We start from the raw sequence: 22132 nt of genomic DNA, 5'->3' as shown, positions 1-22132 counted from the left end.
CCTTCCGGGCGGGGAATGTCCCGGGCAGAGTCGGCGATCACCGGTCGGCCATGACACATGTCATGGCCATGGGAGCGGGCCCAACGGCCATGGGTGACCGGGGACCGGGGACCGGGTGACGGTGACGGTGACGGGCCGAACGTCAGACGTCCTCGTCCGCGAGCAGCTCGCTCGCGTCCACGATCCGGTACGCGTACCCCTGCTCGGCCAGGAACCGCTGCCGGTGCGCCGCGAAGTCCTGGTCGATCGTGTCCCGGGCGACCACCGAGTAGAAGACCGCCGGGTGGCCGTCGGCCTTCGGGCGCAGCACCCGGCCGAGCCGCTGGGCCTCCTCCTGGCGGGAGCCGAAGGTGCCGGAGACCTGGATGGCGACCGTGGCCTCGGGGAGGTCGATGGAGAAGTTGGCGACCTTCGAGACGACGAGCACCGACAGCTCGCCCTCCCGGAAGGCGTCGAAGAGCTTCTCCCGCTGGGCGTTGGTGGTCTCGCCCTTGATGACGGGCGCGTCCAGGTGCTCGCCCAGCTCGTCGAGCTGGTCGATGTACTGGCCGATGACCAGCGTCTGCTGCCCCTTGTGCCGGGCGACCAGCGCCTCGGTGACCTTCCGCTTGGAGTCGGTGGTGGCGCAGTAGCGGTACTTCTCGTCGGTCTCGGCGGTCGCGTAGGTCAGCCGCTCGGCCTCGGTCAGGTTGACCCGGACCTCGACACAGTCGGCGGGCGCGATATAGCCCTGCGCCTCGATCTCCTTCCAGGGCGCGTCGAAGCGCTTGGGCCCGATGAGCGAGAAGACATCGGACTCCCGGCCGTCCTCCCGGACGAGCGTCGCGGTGAGCCCGAGCCGCCGCCGGGCCTGCAGATCGGCGGTGAACTTGAAGACGGGCGCCGGCAGCAGATGCACCTCGTCGTAGACGATCAGCCCCCAGTCACGGGAGTCGAACAGCTCCAGATGCGGGTAGACGCCCTTCCGCTTGGTGGTGAGCACCTGGTACGTGGCGATGGTGATCGGGCGGATCTCCTTCCGCGTACCGCTGTACTCACCGATCTCCTCCTCGGTGAGCGAGGTGCGGCGCACCAGCTCGTGCTTCCACTGCCGGGCGGAGACGGTGTTGGTGACCAGGATCAGCGTGGTCGACTTGGCGGTGGCCATCGCACCCGCCCCGACCAGCGTCTTTCCGGCGCCACAGGGCAGCACGACGACACCGGAGCCGCCGTGCCAGAAGCCCTCCACGGCCTGTGTCTGATACGGCCGCAGCGCCCAGCCGTCCTCGTGCAGCTCGATGGGGTGGGCCTCGCCGTCCACATACCCGGCCAGGTCCTCGGCGGGCCAGCCCAGCTTCAGCAGCGTCTGCTTGATCTGTCCGCGCTCGGAGGGGTGGACGACGACGGTCTCCGGGTCGATCCGGGCGCCGACCAGCGGTTGGACCTTCTTCGACCGCAGGATCTCCTCGAGGATCGGGCGGTCGCTGGTCTCCAGGACCAGCCCGTGGGTGGGGTGCTTGAGCAGCCGCAGCCGCCCGTAGCGGGCCATGGTCTCCGCGACGTCGACGAGGAGGGCGTGCGGGACGGGATAGCGGGAGTACGCGACGAGGGCGTCGACCACCTGCTCGGCGTCGTGCCCGGCGGCGCGGGCGTTCCACAGCCCCAGCGGCGTCACCCGGTAGGTGTGGATGTGCTCGGGCGCCCGCTCCAGCTCGGCGAAGGGCGCGATGGCGCGGCGGCAGGCGCCGGCCTGCTCGTGGTCCACCTCGAGCAGGAGCGTCTTGTCGCTTTGGACGATGAGGGGTCCATTCACGCGCCTGGGTCCTTTCGTGCTGCCGGCCAAAGAACCAGTGTCCCCCATCGAGAAGGCGTGGCGGAGAGCCGCAGGGATACAACGGACGGCTACGGGCAAGCGGCGAAGACGGATACGGACCGACGGAACCGCGACGACAGCGCCGCGACAACAGAGCCATGGGCGGGAGGGAGTCCCTGTGATCAGCATCGCTGGATGGGAGATCCGGCGGACGGCGGACAAGAGGACGACGGTAAAGCGGACGGCGGAGAAGCGGTCGGGGGAGAAGAAGCAGCCGGGGGAGAGGAAGCCGGGGGAGAAGCGATCGGGGGAGAAGAAGCCGGGGGAGAGGAAGCCGCGGGCGGGCTCCCGGACGACGGGCGGCCAGAAGCCGGCGAGCGGCGAGAGGCGGGCGAGCGGCCAGAAGAAGGGGCCGCGGGCGGGTGGGGCTCCGACGAAGGGGTCCCGGACGGCACAGCCGCAGGCCGCGAAGGCCCAGGCCGCGAAGTCGCAGACCGCGAAGGCGGAGTCCGCGAAGGCTGAGTCCGCGAAGGCTTCGTCGACGAAGGCCCGGACCGCGAAGCCCGCCAAGCCCACGGAGCCCGAGGGCACGCGGGAGACGGCGCTGCTGCAGCGCAAGTCGTTCGGCGCGCGCGCCGCACGGCTGCTGGTGCTCCTCGTGGCGTTCGTCTGCATGGTCGGCTTCGCGGCGGCGCTCGCCAAGGCCACGCTCGTGCCCCAGCCCGGCTCCGTCGACCTCGTCCACACCAATCTGCATCCGGGGCGGTCGCTGCGCGCGTACATCGACCAGCCCGCCTTCCGGGACACGGTGAAGCAGATCGGCGGCAACGTGCTGCTCGGTGCCCCCTTCGGGGTGCTGCTGCCGATGCTGCTGCCCAAGGCGCGGGGCGCGGTGCGGGTGGTCGTCGTGACGGCCTTGGTGATGGTGGCCGTCGAGACCGTTCAGGGGCTCATCGTCGAGGGCCGGGCCTTCGACATCGACGACGTCATCCTCAACACCACGGGTGCGCTGCTCGGCTACGTCGTGGTCGGCCGCTGGCTCGGCCACGCCCTGCATCCCCGGCGCCGCCACTGGTGGCACCGGTGGACCCGACGGGGGACCGAGGTACCGCCCGCGGCGTGAGCCGTTCCTACGCGCCGTGACCCCACCCGTCCCTTCCCGCACCAGGGGCTCCGCCCCTGGACCCCGGACGCCCTTCGGGCGTGTCCTCGAGCGCCGGACGGGCTGAAATCAGCCCGTCCGGCGCTCGAGGACCGGGGTCCGGCGCGGATCCCCGGTCACCAGCCGTAGCCCTACGTGGCGTCCTCGGCCAGTTCGGCGGCGCCCGTGATGCGGTGCAGGGGGTACGTACGGACCTCGTCCGCCGTGTGGTCGTACGCCGTGACGAAGCCGCCCTCGACCCGGACCGGGGCGATCACGCGCTGGCTGGCCGCGCCGTTGGCGTTGACATAGCCGATCCAGACGTTGGAGCCGGTCAGGGCCGCGGCCTGCATGGTGGCGAGGGTGTCGGCGGAGGTCGTGCGGGGCAGCCGGTCGCCGGTGGCGGTGGATCCGGACCCGAACCCGGCCCCGGGCCGTGAGCCGGAAGCGGCCTCCGGCCTTGCCTCGGCCGCGGCCGCCGGTTTGTGGGGCGCGGTCGCGGCGAGGTCCCCGGCGCGGATGGCGCGCACCGCCGCGCCCAGCAGGGTGGCGTCGGCCACCGGCGGGCCCTCCGGGACCGGGACGGGCGGCGTACGGGGCGGGGTGCGCCGGGCTTCGGGGCGGCTGACCAGCACATCGCCCTCGGCGGACTCGGCAGCCGGGGCGTACCCCATCGCCCGTAGCCCCTCCAGCAGCGTGTCCGGCGGTGCCTGGGCGGCCAGGACGGTGGGGGCGAGGCGGCGCAGCCGCAGCCCCGCCGAGCGGCGGTCGGCCAGGATCTCGGCGAGCAGCGTGTCGTCGTCGCAGCGCAGATACGCGGAGGCGGCGCCGATGCGCAGCCGACCGTGCTTACGGGCCACATCGTTGACGAGGTAGGTGAGCGGCTGGGGCACCGGGGTGCGGGAGTGCGCGGCGAGGAAGGTGTGCACATCGTCGGCGGTCCGCCCGGCGTCCAGTGCACGGCGTACCGACTCGGGCGTGAAGCGGTACACGGTCGCGCCGCCCTTGGACTCGACGTCGGCGAGGATGCCCAGCGTCTCGGCGAGCGGCCGTTCCAGGGGGCCGGGCGCGACGGCGGTCAGGTCGGCTTGGAGCAGGACGTGGTCGAGGGGTTCGGGTAGCAGCGGCGCCAGCAGCCGCGCGGCGTGCGCGGACGCGGTGTCGATCCTGGCGGTCGGCGGCTCGTCCGGGTGGGGTTCCAGCAGGGCGCGGCCGGGGGAGGAGAGTGCGCCCCGGCCGGTGATCCCGAGAATTTCGGCCTCGGTCACGGCCCAGCGAGCCAGCCGCGAGCGCAGGTCCTCCCTGCTGGGGGAGGCGGCGCTGGGGGCGCCCCAGGCGGGCGAGGTGGCACCAGGGGCGGCACCGGCGGCAGCCGCGGCGGGTGCGCCGCGGTGGCTGGTCGGCCGCTCCCACCGCAGCCGATTCAGCAGGACGTCGGGGACGGCCGCGGCACCGGGCGGGAGGGTGGCCAGGAGTTCGAGGACCCGGCGGCGGACCTCGGGGGCCGGGGAGCGGTCCAGGTCCGGGCCGAGCGCGGCGAGGGTGCGGCCCCGGTTGTCCCGGCCGCCGACCAGCCCCGCCGTACGGGTCGCGGGCAGCCAGGCGGCGGCGAGCCGCGCCCAGCGCTCCTCGGCGGGCAGCCGCAGCCAGTCGTCGTAGGCGGGGGTGGGGGCGTAGCGCTCGTCGGTCTCGCCGTCGGAGGCCACCAGCCCGGCCGCGTAGGCCAGCTCGATCCAGAAGGCGGCCACCGGCTCGGACACGTCGAGTGCCACGGCGGCCCGCTTGAGGTCGCGGACGCTCAGCCCGCCCGCGCGCAACACGGGCGGTCCGGCGTTCTCCCACTGCCCCAGCAGCTCCTCAATGGTGGCCAGGGCGGTGAAGGTCTGACCCGCGGCGGTGTTATCCACAGCCTGTGGATCGTGCTCGGCGGTGGGCGAGAGCGGCGGGGCCAGCGGCTCGGGGGCGCGGTGTGCCCGGCCGTGGCGCAGATGCAGGGCGACCTCGCGGGGCAGCACGACGTTGCGCGGCCCGGACGGGAGCAGCAGTCCGCGGTCCAGCAGCCAGCCGACGGGTGGAGTGGGCGAGGCGACGGACGCCTCTCCGTACGGAGGTCCCCAGGTCAGCTTGGCCAGCACGGCCGCCGCGCCGGTCGGCGCCCCGCCCAGCAGCGCCGCCATCCGGGCGCGGTCCTGGAACAGCTCGGCCAGGGCCGCCACCGCCGTGACCGGGTCGTGGGTGGGCGGCAGCCCGGCGCTCGCCAGCAACTCCTGCAGTCGGCCCGGCGACATCCCGGACGTGGCCTCCTGGACGGTCGGGCCGAGACCGGTCGGAGAGGGGGAGGTGGGGGAGGGCGCGAGCAGTTCGCGGGCGGTGCGGACGAGGCGGAGGCGGTCGTCACCGCCCCAGACCAGGGCCTGGTCGCGCAGGGCGGCCACGGCACGCGGCAGCTCGGCCGTGATCGCCGCACGTTCCTTGGCGCCCAGGGCGGCGGTGCCGGATGCGGGGTCGGCGGGTGAGGCGGGGCCGGCGGGTGAGGCGGGGCTGAGGGGTGAGGCGGGCGAGGCGTTCCCGGGGCCCTGAAGAGCAGCCCCAGCACCTTCGGCTCCCTCCGCATCCCGGGCGTCTCCCTCGCCCCCAGCCTGCTGCGCGCCCTCATCGCCCGTCAGCAGATCCCGCAGGGTTTCGTACGCGCACGGGTCGGGCGCGACCGCCAGCGCCTCGGCGGTCTGCAGCGCGAACCGGTCGAGCCGCTCCACGGCCCGTACCACCGAGGCGCGGGTGCCGGCCCGGGTGGCGAGCTGGGTGAGGTCGTTCGGGACCGGGGAGAGCAGATCGGGGCGGGCGCGCAGCAGGGCGGCGAGGGCGTCGTCGGGCCGGGTCCGCAGCTCCTCGGCGAGTGTGCGCGGCACCGCGCGGCCGCGGTTGCCGTGGCCGCCGTCCCATGGGCCGGTGTCCCGTGGGCCGCCGTCCCCGTGGCCGGTGTCCCCACGGCCGGTGTCTGCGGGCAACTCATGCCTCCCGGTTGCGCGAGCTGGTCTCTTCGGGCATTTCAGCCTTCCCGATTCCATGAACTGCTCATTCGATCCACAGTACCCGCGGGGTGCGGGACGCAGGGGGTGCGGCGGGACTCCGCTTCCGCGCGGTACGGTCGGAGCCGACTGATACGCCGACCGTGCGCATTCTCAGGGGTCTTGGTGGGGATCGAGAGCGAAAAGCTCGTCTACGACTATCTGAGCCGGGTCGGTGACCTGGCTCAGCAGCAGGGTCTGTCGTCCGGTGAACGCATGCGCCTGGTCTCCGGGCTGCGTGCCGATATCGACCATCGCCGGACCACCGGAGGGGCGGACAGCCCGGCCGGGGTGAAGCGGATCCTGTCCAAGCTGGGTTCACCGGCCGACGTGGTGGCCGCTGCGGGCGGCCGGCCCCCCGACCCGGGCTCGGGAACGGGCGCTGAGCCGGGCGCGGCGGGTGGTGGCGCGGTCGGCGGTGCGGGCAGTGGCGCGGTCGGCGGTGCGTCGTCGCGGGGAGCCACCGGGGCGGCGCGGGCGGCCCGCGACAAGCTGGCCGGGCTCGCCAAGAGCAGCGGTCTCACCGGTAAGGTTCCCACCCCGCGCGAGGAGGACGCCCCGGGGGTGCCCGGCGCCGGCTGGAACGGCGGCGCCCCGGGCGACGGTTCCCCCTCGCTGATCAAGCCGAGGCCCGCCACCCCCGCCACACCCCCGTCCAACGCCGCCTCGCCGCCGCATCTCGCGGGGGAGGACGAACTGAGCCCGCGCGAGTCCAACATGGACTGGTGGCATGTGGAGGCGGGTCCGTTCGCCCAGTCCGAGCGGCGTGACGCGCAGTACGGCTCGGTCGAGGGGTTCACCGGCGGAATCGAGATCCCCGAACTGCTCGGCAAGGGCAAGACGGCCGAGCAGGAACGCCAAGAGCGGCGGGAGGCCGAGGAGAAGGCGGCGGCGGAGGAGGAGGCCGCCGCCGAGGCCCGGGCCGCCGAGGAGGCGGAGGCCAAGGCCGCGGCCGGGGGCAAGCAGCGCGGTGCGCTGCGCCGGGTGCTCCTCGGGCCCGGTAAGGCGGCCGATCAGCCCACGGGCGGGGGCGGGGGCGGCGTCGCCACATGGCTGGCCGGGCTCGGCCCGGTGCTGCTGGTGGCGGTCGGACTCCTGGTGGCGGGTGCCGTCATGGGCAACATCATCCCGATCGCCTTCGGCTGGGTGATCGCGTATTACGGCACCTACCGCCACTCCCCGGCCGGGGCGAAGTGGGCCTCGCTGGGCATACCCGGTCTGGTCGCGGCCGGGGCCGGGGTCTGGCTGTGGGGCCGGGCCGCCCGCAAATGGGGCCAGCCGATCCCCGAGGACGGGTGGAAGGACGCGCTCACCGGCACCTGGCCGTTCGTCGTCCGGGGCGCGGCCATCGCCTCGGTGCTCTTCCTGCTGTGGCGCGCGAGGCGGCGCAAGGGCTGAGGCCGACAAGGGCTGAGGCCGACAAGGGCTGAGGCCGGGGGCGGGGCACCCGGCCCTCCGCTCAGTCCTGCTCGGCCTGCGCCGCTCAGTCCTGCTCGGCCTGCGCCGCTCAGTCCTGCTCGGCCTGCGCCGCTCAGTCCTGCTCGGCCTGCGCCGCTCAGTCCTGCTCGGCCTGCGCCGCTCAGTCCTGCTCGGCCTGCCAAGGTGTGCCCGGGACGACGAGGGGGCTGCCGGTGACCGGGTCGGGGACGACCACCGAGGCCAGGCCGAAGACCTCGTGCACCAGGTCCGCCGTGACGATGTCCCCCGGGCGGCCGCGGGCCACGATCCGCCCCGCCTTCATCGCGATCAGCTGATCGGCGTAGCGAGCGGCCTGGTTGAGGTCGTGCAGGACGGCGACGACCGTACGGCCGCGTTCGTGGTTGAGCCGGCGCACCAGGTCCAGCACCTCCACCTGGTGGGAGATGTCCAGATACGTCGTCGGCTCGTCCAGCAGCAGCAGATCGGTCTCCTGCGCGAGCGCCATCGCGATCCATACGCGCTGGCGCTGCCCGCCGGACAGCTCGTCCACCGGGCGGTCGGCGAGCGCCGTCACGTCCGTACGCTCCATGGCGTCCGTGACGGCTCGTTCGTCCTCCTCCGACCACTGCTGCCACCAGTGCTGATGCGGTTGGCGGCCGCGGGAGACGAGATCGGCGACGGTGATCGCCTCGGGGGCGACCGGGGTCTGCGGGAGCAGCCCCACGGCCCGGGCGATCTTCTTGGTGGGGATACGGGCGAGATCCGTGCCGTCGAGGAGTACCGCGCCGCCACGCGGGCGCAGCAGCCGTCCCAGGGCGCGCAGCAGGGTGGACTTGCCGCAGGCGTTGGGGCCGACGATGACCGTGACCTCGCCGTCGGGTATCGCCAGGTCCAGCCCGTCCACGACGGTCCGGTCCTCGTAGGCGAGGGTCAGCTCACGTGCGGTGAGCCGGTTCGGGGCAGTGGGTGCCACCAGATCCGGTCCCGTCGTACCCGTTGTGGACGCCGAAGCGGTCATGCGGCGGTGCCTCCCTTACGGCCGCGTCCCCCGGAAGACAGCAGCAGGTGGATCAGATACGGGGCGCCGACCGCGGCGGTCAGCACGCCCACCGGCAGTTCGGTCGGCGCGAACAGCTTGCGGGCCAGCAGATCGGCGGTGACGACGATGAACGCTCCGACCAGGGCCGAGCACAGCAGCGGGATCTGGGCGGTCCTGGTCATCCGGCGGGCGATCTGCGGGGCGAGCAGCGCCACGAAGTCCACCGGGCCGGCCGCGCCCGTCGCCATCGACGCGAGCACGACGCCGAGGGAGACCAGGCCCAGCCGTACCCGCCCGAGCCGTACGCCCAGCGCGGTCGCCGTGTCGTCGTCCAGGGACACCGTGCGCTGCGCCCGCGCCGCCCACAGCACACCGGGCAGCAGCACCAGCAGCGCCCAGCCGAGCGGACCGGCCTCGTCCCAGCCGCGTCCGTTCAGCGAACCGGTCATCCACACCTTCGCCTGCTGGGCCACCAGATAGTCGCCCTTGGTCAGGAAGAGATGGGTGATCGAGCGCAGCGCGACGGCGAAACCGATGCCGATGAGCACGAAGCGGGTCGCCTGCAGCCCGCCGCGCCAGGCGAAGACGTACACCAGCGCGGCGGCGGCGAGACCGCCCGCGACGGAGAGATAGGGCAGGACGGCGAAGGAGGTGACCCCGTAGGTCATCGCGCCCACGGTCACCGCGCTCGCGCCCTGGCTGACACCGATGATGTCCGGGCTCGCGAGGGGGTTGCGGGCCACCGTCTGGATCAGCGCGCCCGCGATGCCGAAGGCGGCGCCGACCATCAGACCGAGCGTCATCCGGGGGAGCCGCAGCGTGCCGACCACGAGATCGTTCGGCGTGGCCTGCCCAAGGCCCCACTGGGTGTGCAGGACGGCCTGCACGGCGTCGGCGGGGGCGACGAAGCTCTCGCCGACGCACAGATACGCCACACAGACGGCGACGGTGGCCAGGGCCAGCCCGAGCGCGACGAGGGCCGAGCGGCGATGCAGCAGGAACGATCCGCCACGGAGATCACGCACGTCATGGCCGCTTCGTCCGCCGCCCTTGACGCGGATGAGGCCGTACCCGGCGGGGCGGACCGCCGTCCGGGCCCCTGGAGGGTCGGTGCGGCTGTCAGCGCGGCTGTCGGTGGCGGTCATGCGGCCACCGTCTTCCGGCGGACCAGCGTGACCAGGAAGGGCACCCCGATCAGTGCGGTCATCACGCCCGCCGGGACCTCGCTCGGTGGGAAGAGGATCCGGCCCACCACATCCGAGACCAGCAGCATCACCGGGCCGATCAGGGCGGCCATCGGAAGGACCCAGCGGTGGTCGGTGCCGACGATCGCGCGGGCGATATGGGGGACCGCGAGGCCGACGAAGGCGAGCGGCCCCGCGGCGGCGACGCCGACCCCGGTGAGGATCGTGGCGCCGAGGGCCGCGACGACCCGTACGACCGCCACGTTCTGGCCGAGCCCCTTCGCGACGTCCTCGCCGAGCGCCAGCGCGTCCAGACCGCGTGCCACCGCGATCACCAGCACGGTGCCGACCAGCAGGAACGGCCAGACCTGGCCGACGATCTCGGTGTCCCGCCCGGCGAGCGAGCCGATCTGCCAGAAGCGGAACTCATCCAGAGCCGCCGCCTTCGTCGTCAGTACCCCCGTCGTCACGGACACCAGCAGTGCGTTGACCGCGGCGCCGGAGAGGGCGAGTTTGACCGGGGTCGCGCCGCCCCGCCCGCTGCCGGCGATGGCGTAGACGGCGACCGACGCCAGCCCCGCGCCCGCGAAGGCGAACCAGACATAGCCGCCCAGGGTGTGCACCCCGGCGAAGGCGATCGCGAGTACCACGCCCACCGAGGCCCCCTGGCTGACGCCGAGGATGCCCGGGTCGGCGATCGGGTTGCGGGTGACGCCCTGCATCACGGTGCCCGCCATGGCGAGCGCCGCGCCGACCATCAGCCCGATGACGGTGCGCGGCAGCCGCAGGGACCGCACGATGTCGGCGGCATCGCTCGAACCGCCGTGCAGCAGCGCGTCCAGCACCGCGCTCGGCGCGATCTGGCGGCCGCCCACGGCGAGGCTCAGCAGGATGGCGAGCAGCAGGGCGACGACGGCGGTGGCCGTCCAGCCGAGGCGGCGGCGGACCAGTGAGGCTCTGGGAGGGCGGCTGCTGGTCCGGTCGGCGGTCATCGCTTCCGTTCGTTCTTCTCGCTCGTCGGCTACGAAGTTAGGCGAGGCTAAGTGTATGGGGTGGGCCGAGGCACAATGGCGGGCATGTCTTCGTACTCCGCTCCGTCCCCCGTCCCCACCACCGACCCGGGCCTCGCCGCGGAGGCCGGGGCACACACGGTGACCGTCGGCTTCGACCTCGACATGACCCTCATCGACTCCCGGCCGGGCATCAAGGCGGCGTACGAGGCGCTCTCGGCGCGGACCGGCACCTACATCGACTCCGACCTCGCCATCACCCGGCTCGGCCCGCCGCTGGAGCAGGAGCTGGTGCACTGGTTCCCCGACGAGTGGGTCGAGGAGGTGGGCGAGCTCTACCGCGAGCTCTACCCGGAGTACGCGATCGGGCCCACCCCGGCCATGACCGGGGCCCGTGAGGCGATCGAGGCCGTGCGGCGGGCGGGGGGCCGGGCCATCGTCGTCACCGCGAAGCACGAGCCCAACGCCAAGCTGCACCTGAGCCACCTGGGCATCGAGGCGGACGCGGTCATCGGCTGGCTGTGGGCCGAGGCCAAGGCGGAGGCGCTGCGGGAGTACGGGGCGACGGTGTATGTGGGGGACCACACGGGTGACGTACGGGGCGCCCGTACGGCCGGCGCGCTGTCCGTGGCGGTCGCCACCGGGCCCTGCCCAGCGGATGAGCTGCTGGCGGCCGGCGCCGATGTCGTCCTGGACGACCTGACGGCGTTCCCGGCCTGGCTGGCGGGGCACATAGGCGCTCAGGCGTAGGCGGTCGCGCGTAGGCGGTCGCGCGTAGGCGGTCACCCAACAGGTAGGCGGTCACCCAGCGGGTAGGCGGTCACCCAGCGGGCTGATCGGCTCGCTGACGCGGATCCCGGGGTGAAGCAGACCCCGGGCTGATTCACCCGTTCGGCGGTACGGCCGTCCGTGGCGCCTGGGTGGCCGCGGCCTGCCGCCGCTGTGCCGCGATGGAGCGCAGCAGCCCGGCGCCGGCGAGGGCGAAGCCGACGCCCATCAGCATGCACATGAAGTACGCGACCGAAGGCAGTGGATCCGCGCCGAGGAAGAGCGGTGCGACGGTGACGAGCGTGGCCACCGACCCGATGGCGAAGACAATGACGCCGGACCGGATGAGCCGGTCGCCGGGAAGGGGTGCTTCCCGGGGGGAGCGGGGGGAGCCACCACGGTGCGGGGTTTCATTACTCACCGCACCAGGGTAGATCCGTGCCAGAGCGCGTATAGGAACCACCCGGGTACGTCTTGTCACCAGGCTCGGGACCATTAGCCTTGGTGGTGGCGGGTCTTACGACCCGCTGTAGTGCTATCGAGAGCTGTTTTTCCGTGTTTTCCGACGAGCGACGAGGACGAGACAGACGTGCCTACCGGCAAGGTCAAGTGGTTCAACAGTGAGAAGGGCTTTGGCTTTCTCTCCCGCGATGACGGTGGCGACGTCTTCGTTCACTCGTCGGTGCTTCCGGAAGGCGTCGACGCACTGAAGCCGGGGCAGCGCGTGGAATTCGGCGTGGTGGCCGGAAACCGCGGAGACCAGGCATTGTCCGTCACCGTTCTCGACCCCACCCCTTCCGTGGCGGCCGCCCAGCGGCGCAAGCCGGATGAGCTGGCGTCGATCGTCCAGGATCTGACCACCCTGCTGGAAAACGTGACGCAGCAGCTGGAGCGCGGCCGCTACCCGGACAAGGCACACGGCCACAAGATCGCGGGCATGCTGCGAGCGGTGGCCGACCAGCTCGACGTATGACCTGATCGCCGATCTGATCGGCCGATCTGATCAGTCCCGCACATACGACATCCCGTCAGCCGGTATCCCGCAGCCGAATTCCATGGGAGCGCCGGAATCCGCCGGAACGTCAGACCGCGTCCAGCGCACCGGGGCCGAGGGGCGGCACCAGCCCCTCGGCCGCCGCGCGGGTCAGCAGCCCGCGCACCGCGGCGTAGCCGTTCTCGCCCAGGTCGGCGGTGAACTCGTTCACGTACAGCCCGATGTGTTGGTCGGCGACGGCCGGGTCCATCTCCTGGGCGTGCTCCAGGACATAGGTCCGTGACGCCTCCGGGTCGTCCCAGGCCATCCGGACCGACGTCCGGGCGGCGTCGGCGAGTTCCCGCAGCCGCTCGTCGCCCAGTGAGCGCTTGGCGATGATCGCGCCGAGCGGGATCGGCAGGCCGGTGGTCTGCTCCCAGTGCTGGCCCATGTCAGCCAGGCAGTGCAGCCCGTAATTCTGATAGGTGAACCGGGCTTCGTGGATGACGAGCCCGGCATCGACCTCGCCGTCCCGCACCGCGGGCATGATCGAGTGGAAGGGCAGCACCTTGATCTCGCCGACCCCGCCCGGCACCTCGGCGGCGGCCCACAGCCGGAAGAGCAGATACGCGGTCGAACGCTCGCTCGGCACCGCGACGGTCTTCCCGGCCAGGTCCTTGCCGGTGAACTGCTGCCCCTCGCCGGGCTGCCGCGTGAGCACCAGCGGACCGCAGCCGCGCCCGAGCGCGCCGCCGCAGGGCAGCAGCGCGTAGTCGTCCAGCACCCACGGCAGTACGGCGTAGGACACCTTCAGCACATCGAACTCACCGCGCTCCGCCATCCCGTTGGTGATGTCGATGTCGGCGAAGGTGACATCGAGCGCGGGCGCGCCGGGGACGCGGCCGTGGGCCCAGGCGTGGAAGACGAAGGTGTCGTTGGGGCACGGGGAGTAGGCGATCTTCAGGGGCTCAGTCACTGCCGGGTTCCTTCCGGGTCCAAGGTCCAGGTGCCGAGGAGGGGGGCGATGGTTCCGAAGGTGCTGGTGAGCGCCTCGAGTGCCTCCCCGATCCGCCAGGCGGCGCGGTCGCGCGGCCCGACGGCGTTGGAGATCGCCCGTACCTCCAGGGCGGGTACGGACTGGGCCGCGGCGGCCTCCGCCACGCCGAAGCCCTCCATGGCCTCGGCGGCGGCGCGGGGATGGCGGCGCAGCAGCTCGGCGGCCCGTTCGGCGCTCCCGGTCACGGTCGACACGGTGAGCACGGTGCCGCGCACGGCGTCCGTCGCCTCGGCGACGGCGGCGACGAGCGGGGCGGGCGGGAGGTGTTCTACGGTTCCGAAGCCCAGGTCGGTGACGGCGGTGAAGCCGTCGGGGGTCTCGGCGCCCAGGTCGGCGGCGACGATCGCGTCGGCGACGACGATGGAGCCGAGGCGCGCGGGGGCAGACTGCGCGGGGGCAGGCCGCTCGGCGGTGGGGCGTGCGGTCGGGCTGGGGCGTGCGGTGGTGAAGCCGCCGCCGATACCGGCCGATACGGCGAGGTCGTAGGGGGTACGGGCGACCGCGGCCGCGGTCAGGGCGGCGGCGGTTCCGGCCGCCGCGGCCGCCGGGCCGACCCCTGCCGCCAGGACGTCCACGGTGAGCGGCGGCCCGGCGGGCGGCACCGGGCTCAGCCGGTGGATCATCCCGCCGGGGACGGGGAGTTCGGCCACCTCGGGGGCCGTGGCACCGATGCCCCGCACCACGGCGTCCCGCTCGGCGGGCACGGCCGTGACGATCAGTACGCGCATGGACGGTCCCCCCTTGTCACGGCGTGGCTGGTGCTTCTGGTGCGTCGGGCTCTCTCGACGTGCCCAGTCTTCCCCGTGCGGCCAGGCCCCGTCAGGGCGGCGCTTCGTCCCGCGGAGTCCCGTACCTGGGGAATCCTGTCAGGAGTCCCGTTCCAGCGTGAAGCGCCAGATGCCCTTGACGCCCTGGCTGCTCTTGCCGAGCTCGGCGATCGTGATCGTGACCTTCTTCTGGAGCGTGGTCTGGCCCGTCTGCGGGTTCTGCTGGGCGAAGAGCGTGTCGCTGTCGAAGCTGCGGTACGTCTCCTTGCTCGCCTCGGCCATGACCGGGTTGTTGGCGATCAGGCCCCAGCTCGACTTGGCGATCTCGGGGTCCACCCCGATCCGCACCTTGTCCCCGGGGGTCACCTTGATCGTCTTGTCGGGCTTGGCGGAAAGGCACGCCTTGAACTTCGCCGAGCTCAGGTCCTTGCCGTCGCCGTAGCAGCCGTCGCTCGCCTCGGCCGTCACGGTCTCCGAACCGACCGTCACCGTTGCCAGCGGGGTCGGCTTGTCGCATGCGGAGAGGGCGACGAGCCCGAGGGACACAGCACAGGCGGCGGTGGCGGCGCGGCGGCCCTTGCCCCTGGAAAACAGCGCAGCGGTCATGCGGGCAGGCTATCGGGCCGCCCCGATCACTTCGCGCGCGGGTCAGGCGAGCCGCGGAGGCGGGTCGCCCGACCCGCGCGCGCCGCGGAGGCGGGTCGGGCCGGCCGCCGTGCATGCGAATCAAGCCGGCCCCCGCCCCCGTGTCTCAAGCCACCCGTGGATACGGCGCGCCGTGCCGGGAGGCGCTCAGCAGCCCACGGACGCTCAGCGCCACGCCCAGCGCGAGCACCGCCGCCGCGACCGCCATCCCCAGCACCCCGTGGAGCGGCAGCACGATGCCGATGGCGCCGCCGAGGACCCACGCCATCTGGAGCGTCGTCTCGGAGCGGGAGAACGCGGAGGTGCGGACCTCCTCCGGGACGTCGCGCTGGATCAGCGCGTCCAGCGACAGCTTGCCCAGCGCCTGGGAGATTCCGGCGGTGGCGGCCACGGCGGCGACCGTCACCACGCCGTAGAAGGCCGCCGACACGATGATCACGGCCAGGGCCGAGCTCAGCACCACCGCGATGATCCGCTCGGGGCCGCGCTCCCGCAGCCAGGCGCCGATCGCGGTGCCCAGCGCGTTGCCGCCGCCCGCGCAGACGGCGGCCAGGCCGAGCGAGACCTCGGGGCCGAGCCCGCCCACGGGCTGGTCGCGGAGGAGGAAGGCGAGGAAGAGGGTGAGAAACCCGGACAGGGTCTTCAGCGCGGCGCACGCCTGAAGGGCATGCAGTACGGAGGGGCCGACCGTACGGAGGCCGAGCCGCCCGGAACCGCTCCTCCGGATGGAGCTCCAAAAGAGGGTCCAGAAGGCTGCCCTGGACCCGCCGACTCTGGCCTTGGGTTTACGCACCGTCACCGTCACCGGCAGATGCAGATGGCGCTGTCCCGAGGTCAGCTGCGCCCTGGCCTCACCCTTCGCGGAGTCCACCTTGTGCGGAAGGGTGAACGACAGGAATCCGCCCAGCAGGAAGATCGCGGACGCCCCGTACAGCGGCCAGCTCGGACCGATCTGATGCAGCACGGCCCCCAGCGGGGCCGCCACGCCGGTCGCGAGCAGTCCGGCAAGCGTGACCCGTGAGTTGGCCTTGACCAGGGAGAAGTGGGGTGGCAGCAGCCGTGGCACGACGGCGGAACGGACGACTCCGTACGCCTTGGACGCCACCAGCACGCCCAGCGCCGCCGGATACAGATCGAGGCCGCCGCCCGCCACCGCCCCCGCCATGGTCAGCGCGAGCACCGCGCGGGTCAGCATCGCGCCCGCCATGGCCGCGCGGCGCCCGTGCGGAAGGCGGTCCAGGAGCGGGCCGATGACGGGCGCGAGGAGCGCGAACGGCGCCATGGTGATGACCAGGTAGAGCGCGACCCGCCCGCGGGCCTCGTCGGTCGGGACCGAGAAGAAGATCGTGGAGGCGAGCGCGACGGTGATCATCATGTCGCCCGCGGAGTTCACCGCGTGCAGCTCGATCAGCTTGCCGAGTCCCGACTCCCCGGCCCCATGGGCGTGGGTGGCCCGGCGGATGCCCCGCCCGGCCGCGGTGAAGGGGAGACGGAGCGCGAAGGGCAGACGGAGCGCATGAACGGCCCAGCGGCCCGACCGCTTGGTCGAACCGCCGCTGTACCACCGCGTGCCTGCCACCTGACCATGGTGCAGCCAACGCGGCCCCGGCGTCAGACCTTCGACGGCTTTCTGGATGGCGGCGCCGTCGGCGGGGATCGGCAACACCTCGCTGTCCAGCGGAAATGTGGTTCCCCCGGGGCGGGCGGGCAGGGGGTGGACGGTGCGGCGGCCGGGGACGGGCATGGGACGGGGGTAGGGGCTGCGCGGCCGGACAAGGTAGCGTGCGTAACCGCGCCACCGAGGGTCGTTCCTGGCCGTGTGCCGAGTAGCCATCCCGCAGAATGGGACGTACAAGGTGCGCCCGAAGGCCGGATGGGCGCGGACGTCGAGGCGGCCCCATGGTCCGCTCCGTCCGCGGTCCCGCGTTCCGGCCGTACGGCTGGCGCACCAGGTCAGACGGCTGCGACGGCGTGGAAGAGAGAATCGATCCTGTGAGTGCGATGCGAAGCCGTACCCCCGACCGCCTGTGCGCCGAGGCGGTCGAACTCGCCCGCGAGGCGGCCATGGAAGCCGCCTTTCCGGGGAAGGTCGGCGAGTATATGGGCGCTGTCGCCGAGGGCGACCGCGTGGTCACGCATCTCTTCGAGAACCCCGAGCCGGGCTATCGCGGCTGGCGCTGGGCGGTCACCGTGACCCGCGCCTCCCGCGCGAAGAACGTCACCCTTGACGAGACGGTACTGCTCCCCGGCCCCGACGCGCTGCTCGCGCCGGAGTGGGTGCCCTGGAGCGAGCGGCTGCGCCCCGGCGACATGGGCCCGGGCGATCTGCTCCCCACCGAGGCCGAGGACCTGCGCCTGGAGCCGGGCTACACGGGCGAGGACGTCCCGCCGCCCAACTCCGTGGTCTCGGAGGAGATGCAACAGCTCGCGGCGGTGGAGGAGGCCGATGTGACGGCCGGCGCCCCCGGCGCCCAGACCGCCGCGCCCAAGACCGGCTCGATCGCGGCCATCGCCGAGGAGCTCGGCATGCGGCGCGCCCGGGTGCTGTCCCGCTACGGCCTCCACGTCGCGGCCGACCGCTGGGACGAGGCGTACGGCGCCCAGACCCCCATGGCCCAGGCGGCCCCCGGCACGTGCGCGACCTGCGGCTTCCTGATGCCCCTCGGCGGCTCGCTGGGACAGGCGTTCGGCGTGTGCGCGAATGAGTTCAGCCCGGCGGACGGCCGCGTCGTCTCCCTCTCCTACGGCTGCGGCGCCCACTCCGAGGCGGCCGTGATGCCCAAGCCCCCGCGTCCGTCCGCGCCCGTGGTCGACGAGACCGTCGTCGAACCGCTCCCCCTCCACCCGGACCGCGCGAGCGGCTCCGTCGAGGCGGACACCCCGCCGGAGGAACTGGGCCACAGCTGAGGCGGTCTGTGAGGCGCGGCCCCGTGTGAGGCGGGCCTGTGCGACGCGCGGCCGGGGGCAAGCCTGTGCGACGCGCGCGGCGCCTTCGGTGCGCCCAGCGGTCTGCTCCGCGGCGGTCCGGCGCGGCTGCCGGGCTGCCGTCCGCAGACGGCCGCGCGCAGCCTGGGGCGGCGCGCACGGCGCCCTGCGGGTGGCCCTGTGCGGCGCGCGCCCGGCGGGTGGTCCTGTGCGGCGCGCACGGCGCCCTGCGGGTGGTCCCGTGCGGCGCGCACGGCGCCCTGCGGGTGGTCCCGTGCGACACGGCCCGGCTGTGCCCGGCCCGCTCCACGCGTCCGATCTGCCCGCGACCGCCCGTCGTCAGGCCCGTCGTCAGGTCCAACGGCGAGCCCGGTCGCCCCGGTTTCCGCCCCTGCCGGGCGGTCTGCCGGGGGAGGCTCGGCCGAGTTGGGCGGAGAGGCCGGACGGAGGGGCTGAGCGGCTGGCTGGGCGGCCGGGGCCGGCGCCCCGGGGCCGATGGGCTCGGGGCGAGGCGGGGAAGACCTGGCGCTGAGGCGGGGGAGGGCTCGGGGCTGAGGTGGGGAATCCGGTTGTCTGGAGCCCGAGGCGTCGTTTGGGCGCGGATAGCGGTACGTTCGCGGCTAGCAAGGGCGACACGCGAGGGAACGACGAGCGCGGTGGGGCGAGCCGCACCGCGGGGGACTCGGCGGTGTGGAGCCGCGGCGCAGGACGGACCCCGACCAGGAACTCCGGAGGCGAGACGTGAGCAGCACGGCGATGGTGCGAGGCGCGACCGAGGACGCGGACCCGTTCGGGACCGCGCGGCTGCGGCGCGGCGTGCTGGACGCCTGGGCCGCGTCGCCCGCCCGGTTCCGGGAGGACGCCAATGCCGAGGAGGACCTGGCGCTGGGCGGCCACCGCGATCGGCTGGTCGTCGAGATGGCCCAGAACGCGGCGGACGCCGCCGCCCGCGCCGGGGTGCCCGGACGGCTCCGGCTGACCCTGCGGCCGGCCACCGACGGCGAGCCCGCCGTGCTGGCCGCCGCCAACACCGGGGCGCCGCTGGACGCGGTCGGGGTCGAGTCGCTGTCCACCCTGCGGGCGTCGGCCAAACGGGACGAGCCGGCGAGCGCGGTCGGGCGGTTCGGCGTCGGCTTCGCGGCGGTCCTCGCGGTGAGCGACGAGCCCGCGGTCGTGGGCCGTACCGGCGGGGTGCGCTGGTCGCTGGCCGAGGCGCGGGAGCTGACCCGGCACGCCACCGCCACCAGCCCCGGCCTCGCCGAGGAGCTGCGCCGCCGCGACGGCCACGTACCGCTGCTGCGGCTGCCGCTGCCCGCCGAGGGGATCGCCCCGGAGGGCTACGACACCGTCGTGGTGCTGCCGCTGCGCGACGGCGCCGCCCTGGACGTGGCGGAGCGGCTGCTGGCCGGGATCGACGACGCGCTGCTGCTCACCCTCCCCGGTCTGGCCGAGGTCGTGGTCGAGACCGTCGAGGGCACCCGGACGCTGCGCCGCCGCCAGGAGGGCCCGTACACCGTCATCGAGGACAGCCGTGAGGGCGGCGGCGAGGGCAGCCGCGAGGCCGGCGGCGCACGCGGGACGACGCGCTGGCGCACCGAGAGCGCCGGCGGGCGGCTGGAGCCGGAGCTGCTCGCCGACCGTCCGGTGGAGGAGCGGCTGCGCCCGGTGTGGTCGGTGACCTGGGCGGTGCCGGTGGACGCGGAGGGCGCGCCGGTGCGGTCCGCGACCGCCCCGGTCGTCCACGCCCCGACGCCGACCGATGAGCCGCTGGGCATGCCGGCGCTGCTGATCGCGTCCTTCCCGCTGGAGCCCACCCGCCGCCATACCGCCCCCGGCCCGCTCACGGACTTCCTGCTGGACCGCGCGGCCGAGTCCTACGCGACGCTGCTGCGCGACTGGCATCCGGTCTCGGTCGGCACGATCGACCTGGTCCCGGGCCAGCTGGGCAAGGGCGAGCTGGACGGGGAGCTGCGCCGGAGGGTGCTGGAGCGGCTGCCGAGGGTGCCGTTCCTGCCCAGCGCCGCCGCCCCGGCGGTGGGCGCGGGCACCGAGGCTGTGGAGGGCTGGCTCGGGTCACCGGACGCGCTCGGGCCGGACGCCGCCCAGAGCGGCCCCGCGGCGGGCGATGCAGCCCTGTCCGCCCCGCCGGCCGCCGCGGCCGACTCCCCGGCCGACTGGGACGACGACGTGCTGGCGCGCGGCGGTTTCGAGGGCGAGCCGCACGCCCTGCGGCCCCGGGACGCCGAGGTCGTCGAGGGCGCGGGCGCGGAGACGGTGGAGGTGCTGGCCGAGCTGTTCCCGACACTGCTGCCAGCGGGGCTGGAGCGCCGTTCGGAGCTGCGGGTGCTGGGCGTGGCCCGGGTGCCGCTGGGCGAGCTCATCGACCGGCTCGCGGGTGTGGAGCGCGCCCCGGCCTGGTGGCGGCGGCTGTACGACTCGCTGGGCGGCATCGACCCGGACCGGCTCAGCGGGCTGCCGGTGCCGCTGGCGGACGGCCGGACGACGATCGGGCCCCGGCAGGTGCTGCTGCCGCTGCCGGGCGAGGCCGACGGCGACCTGGACAGCATCGGAACCGCCGAGGCCGCGCCGTCCGCCGGGGCCGCCTGGGGCGCCGAGTCCGCCGGGATGGCCGGAACCGCCGAGTCCGCCGGACTCGCCGGGACCGCGGAGGCCCCCGAGCGCGGCGGAGCGGTCAGCGCTACGCATCGCACCCTCGCCCGCCTCGGCCTGAAAGTTGCACATCCGGACGCCGCCCATCCACTCCTGGAGAAGCTCGGCGCGACCCCCGCCACCCCCCGCGCCGTGCTGACGACTCCGCAGGTGCGGGCCGCCGTCGCGCATTCGCTGGAGGCGGAGGACGCGTACGACCCGTTCGCGGAGGAGGGCGAGGCCCTGGGCGCGGCGCTGGACGCCGACACGCTGGCCGACACCGTCCTCGGCCTCGTCCAGCAGGCCCGGCTGGCGCCCGGCGACGAGCCCTGGCTCGCCGCGCTCGCGCTGCCGGACGAGGACGGGGAGCTGGCCCCGGCCGGTGAACTGGTCCTTCCCGGCAGCGCCTTCGAGCAGGTGATGCGGGAGGGCGAACTGGCCGCGTGCGACGCCGAGCTGGCCGAGCGCTGGGGTGAGCAGCCGCTGGCCGCGGTCGGTGTGCTGGCGGGCTTCACGCTGGTCAGGGCCACCGATGTGGTGCTGGACCCGGATGAACTGGAGCCGCGCGAGGGCGACTTCACCGAGCCGGACGACGTCGGCGTGCTGGATGCCGTCGACGTGTGGTGCGAGGACGTGCTGGACCGGCTGCCGCAGACGCCGGTGCCGCCGGTGGCCACCGAGATCGTGGCCGTACGGGACCTGGACCTGGTCGACGACGACGCCTGGCCACGGGCGCTCGCCATGCTCGCCCAGCCGCCGCTGCGCGACGCGCTGACCGCGCCGGTGCGGGTGCTGCTGCCGGACGGCACGACGGAGACCGTGCGCTCGTACACCGCGTGGTGGCTGCGCGGCCATCCGGTGCTGGACGGCCGCCGCCCCGCCGGGCTGCGCGCGGCCGGGGGCGATCCGCTGCTGGCGGGGCTGTACGAGGCGGTGGACGCGGCCGGGTTCGAGGACGAACAGGTGCTGCGGGCGCTGGGGGTACGGACCTCCGTCGCCGCACTGCTGGACGAACCGGGAGGCGCCGCCGAGCTGCTGGCCCGCCTCGCCGACCCGGACCGCGAGGTGACCCCCGCCCAGCTGCACGCCGTCTACGGGCAGTTGGCCGACCTGGAACCCGAGCAGGTGACCCTGCCGGACGACGTACGCGCCATCGTGGACGGCGAGCCGACGGTGGTCGAGGCGGGCGAGGCGCTGGTCGCGGACGCCCCGGACCTGATGCCGCTGGCCGAGGCGGACGGCCGGGCGCTGCTGCCCGTACGGCCCACCCGGGCGGCGGAGCTGGCCGAGCTGTTCCAGGTGCGGCGGCTGAGCGAGGCGTACCCGGCGCGGGTGACCTCACAGGGCGATCCGCACGAGGTGCCCGAGGCGGTCCGCGAACTCCTCCCGGGCGCCCCGCTGTCGTACGTCGAGCACGAAGAGCTGCTGATCGAGGGCGAGGACGAGCTGGACTGGCGGTATGTGGACGGCACCCTGCACGCCTCGACGGTCGAGGGTGTCGCGGCCGGTCTGGCCTGGGCCGCCGGCCACTGGTCGCGCCGGTTCGAGGTGGCGGCCCTGCTGGAGGATCTGACCCGTACGGAGGAGCTGGCGCGGGCCCGCTGGTTCGACTGACGGACACCCGGGGGCTGTTCGGCGGACGGACGCCTGGGACTGCCCGGGGTGGAGCTTGCGCCCCGGGTCAGGTCCTGCCGG

Annotated in this window: 16 protein-coding genes; 6 read left to right on the top strand and 10 right to left on the bottom strand. The window is 74.1% G+C overall.

Features of this window, described 5'->3' with window-relative positions:
• Positions 1–142: 142 nt before the first annotated feature.
• The gene (locus tag AS97_RS21185; protein ID WP_059142712.1) at positions 143–1792 is read right to left on the bottom strand and encodes a DNA repair helicase XPB; all 1650 of its coding nucleotides are present in this window, start codon (positions 1790–1792) and stop codon (positions 143–145) included.
• A gap of 178 nt (positions 1793–1970) precedes the next feature.
• On the opposite strand from AS97_RS21185, the gene AS97_RS47510 reads away from it, so the two are divergent.
• Positions 1971–2915: a VanZ family protein gene (locus tag AS97_RS47510; protein ID WP_247204451.1), complete on the top strand. Its 945-nt coding sequence runs from the start codon at positions 1971–1973 to the stop codon at positions 2913–2915.
• A 170-nt stretch (positions 2916–3085) separates the two neighbouring features.
• Here AS97_RS47510 and AS97_RS21175 read toward each other — a convergent pair whose 3' ends face one another.
• On the bottom strand, positions 3086–5941 hold the full coding sequence (locus AS97_RS21175; protein WP_210565458.1) for a helicase C-terminal domain-containing protein: 2856 nt from the start codon (positions 5939–5941) through the stop codon (positions 3086–3088).
• A 186-nt stretch (positions 5942–6127) separates the two neighbouring features.
• Here AS97_RS21175 and AS97_RS21170 point away from each other — a divergent pair, with 186 nt between their 5' ends.
• Positions 6128–7399 carry a hypothetical protein gene (locus AS97_RS21170; RefSeq protein ID WP_210565457.1) on the top strand — a complete coding sequence of 424 codons (1272 nt, stop codon included), beginning with the start codon at positions 6128–6130 and terminating at the stop codon, positions 7397–7399.
• Positions 7400–7580: 181 nt separating this feature from the next.
• Here AS97_RS21170 and AS97_RS21165 read toward each other — a convergent pair whose 3' ends face one another.
• The 3 genes from AS97_RS21165 to AS97_RS21155 are packed head-to-tail and all read right to left on the bottom strand — an operon-like array spanning position 7581 to position 10635.
• A complete protein-coding gene (locus AS97_RS21165; protein WP_247204450.1) occupies positions 7581–8438 on the bottom strand; it encodes an ABC transporter ATP-binding protein in 858 nt (285 codons plus the stop codon).
• On the bottom strand, positions 8435–9604 hold the full coding sequence (locus AS97_RS21160; protein ID WP_125760968.1) for an iron ABC transporter permease: 1170 nt from the start codon (positions 9602–9604) through the stop codon (positions 8435–8437). Before AS97_RS21160 ends, AS97_RS21165 begins: the two co-directional genes overlap by 4 nt.
• On the bottom strand, positions 9601–10635 hold the full coding sequence (locus AS97_RS21155; RefSeq protein WP_210565456.1) for an iron ABC transporter permease: 1035 nt from the start codon (positions 10633–10635) through the stop codon (positions 9601–9603). Before AS97_RS21155 ends, AS97_RS21160 begins: the two co-directional genes overlap by 4 nt.
• Positions 10636–10710: 75 nt before the next feature.
• On the opposite strand from AS97_RS21155, the gene AS97_RS21150 reads away from it, so the two are divergent.
• Positions 10711–11403, top strand: coding sequence for an HAD family hydrolase (locus AS97_RS21150; RefSeq protein ID WP_210565455.1), 693 nt, complete (start codon positions 10711–10713; stop codon positions 11401–11403).
• A gap of 133 nt (positions 11404–11536) precedes the next feature.
• Here the strand turns inward: AS97_RS21150 and AS97_RS21145 are convergent, their stop codons facing one another.
• Positions 11537–11842, bottom strand: coding sequence for a hypothetical protein (locus AS97_RS21145; protein ID WP_059142707.1), 306 nt, complete (start codon positions 11840–11842; stop codon positions 11537–11539).
• A 168-nt stretch (positions 11843–12010) separates the two neighbouring features.
• Here AS97_RS21145 and AS97_RS48620 point away from each other — a divergent pair, with 168 nt between their 5' ends.
• A complete protein-coding gene (locus AS97_RS48620; RefSeq protein WP_014061494.1) occupies positions 12011–12394 on the top strand; it encodes a cold-shock protein in 384 nt (127 codons plus the stop codon).
• Between the two features lie 109 nt (positions 12395–12503).
• On the opposite strand, the gene AS97_RS21135 is transcribed toward AS97_RS48620, so the two are convergent.
• The 4 genes from AS97_RS21135 to AS97_RS21120 all read right to left on the bottom strand — a co-directional run bounded on the left by AS97_RS21135 (position 12504) and on the right by AS97_RS21120 (position 16697).
• Positions 12504–13370: a 1,4-dihydroxy-6-naphthoate synthase gene (locus AS97_RS21135; protein WP_059142706.1), complete on the bottom strand. Its 867-nt coding sequence runs from the start codon at positions 13368–13370 to the stop codon at positions 12504–12506.
• On the bottom strand, positions 13367–14179 hold the full coding sequence (mqnB, locus tag AS97_RS21130; RefSeq protein WP_210565454.1) for a futalosine hydrolase: 813 nt from the start codon (positions 14177–14179) through the stop codon (positions 13367–13369). The genes AS97_RS21135 and mqnB overlap by 4 nt, the downstream gene beginning before the upstream one ends.
• Before the next feature lie 138 nt (positions 14180–14317).
• Positions 14318–14824, bottom strand: a complete 507-nt coding sequence (locus tag AS97_RS21125) for a hypothetical protein (RefSeq protein WP_059142704.1) — start codon at positions 14822–14824, stop codon at positions 14318–14320.
• A 145-nt stretch (positions 14825–14969) separates the two neighbouring features.
• Positions 14970–16697 (bottom strand): MFS transporter, encoded by a 1728-nt coding sequence (locus tag AS97_RS21120; protein ID WP_210565453.1) that lies wholly within the window; start codon positions 16695–16697, stop codon positions 14970–14972.
• A 167-nt stretch (positions 16698–16864) separates the two neighbouring features.
• On the opposite strand from AS97_RS21120, the gene AS97_RS21115 reads away from it, so the two are divergent.
• Both AS97_RS21115 and AS97_RS21110 read left to right on the top strand, forming a co-directional pair.
• Positions 16865–17770, top strand: a complete 906-nt coding sequence (locus AS97_RS21115; RefSeq protein WP_059142703.1) for a DUF3027 domain-containing protein — start codon at positions 16865–16867, stop codon at positions 17768–17770.
• A 774-nt stretch (positions 17771–18544) separates the two neighbouring features.
• Positions 18545–22051, top strand: a complete 3507-nt coding sequence (locus AS97_RS21110; RefSeq protein ID WP_086709855.1) for a molecular chaperone Hsp90 — start codon at positions 18545–18547, stop codon at positions 22049–22051.
• Positions 22052–22132 lie beyond the last annotated feature (81 nt).

It is taken from the genome of Streptomyces sp. AgN23, from assembly GCF_001598115.1.
In the GTDB taxonomy this organism is placed as follows: domain Bacteria; phylum Actinomycetota; class Actinomycetes; order Streptomycetales; family Streptomycetaceae; genus Streptomyces; species Streptomyces antimycoticus.
This window is presented reverse-complemented; position numbering and strand designations above follow the sequence as displayed.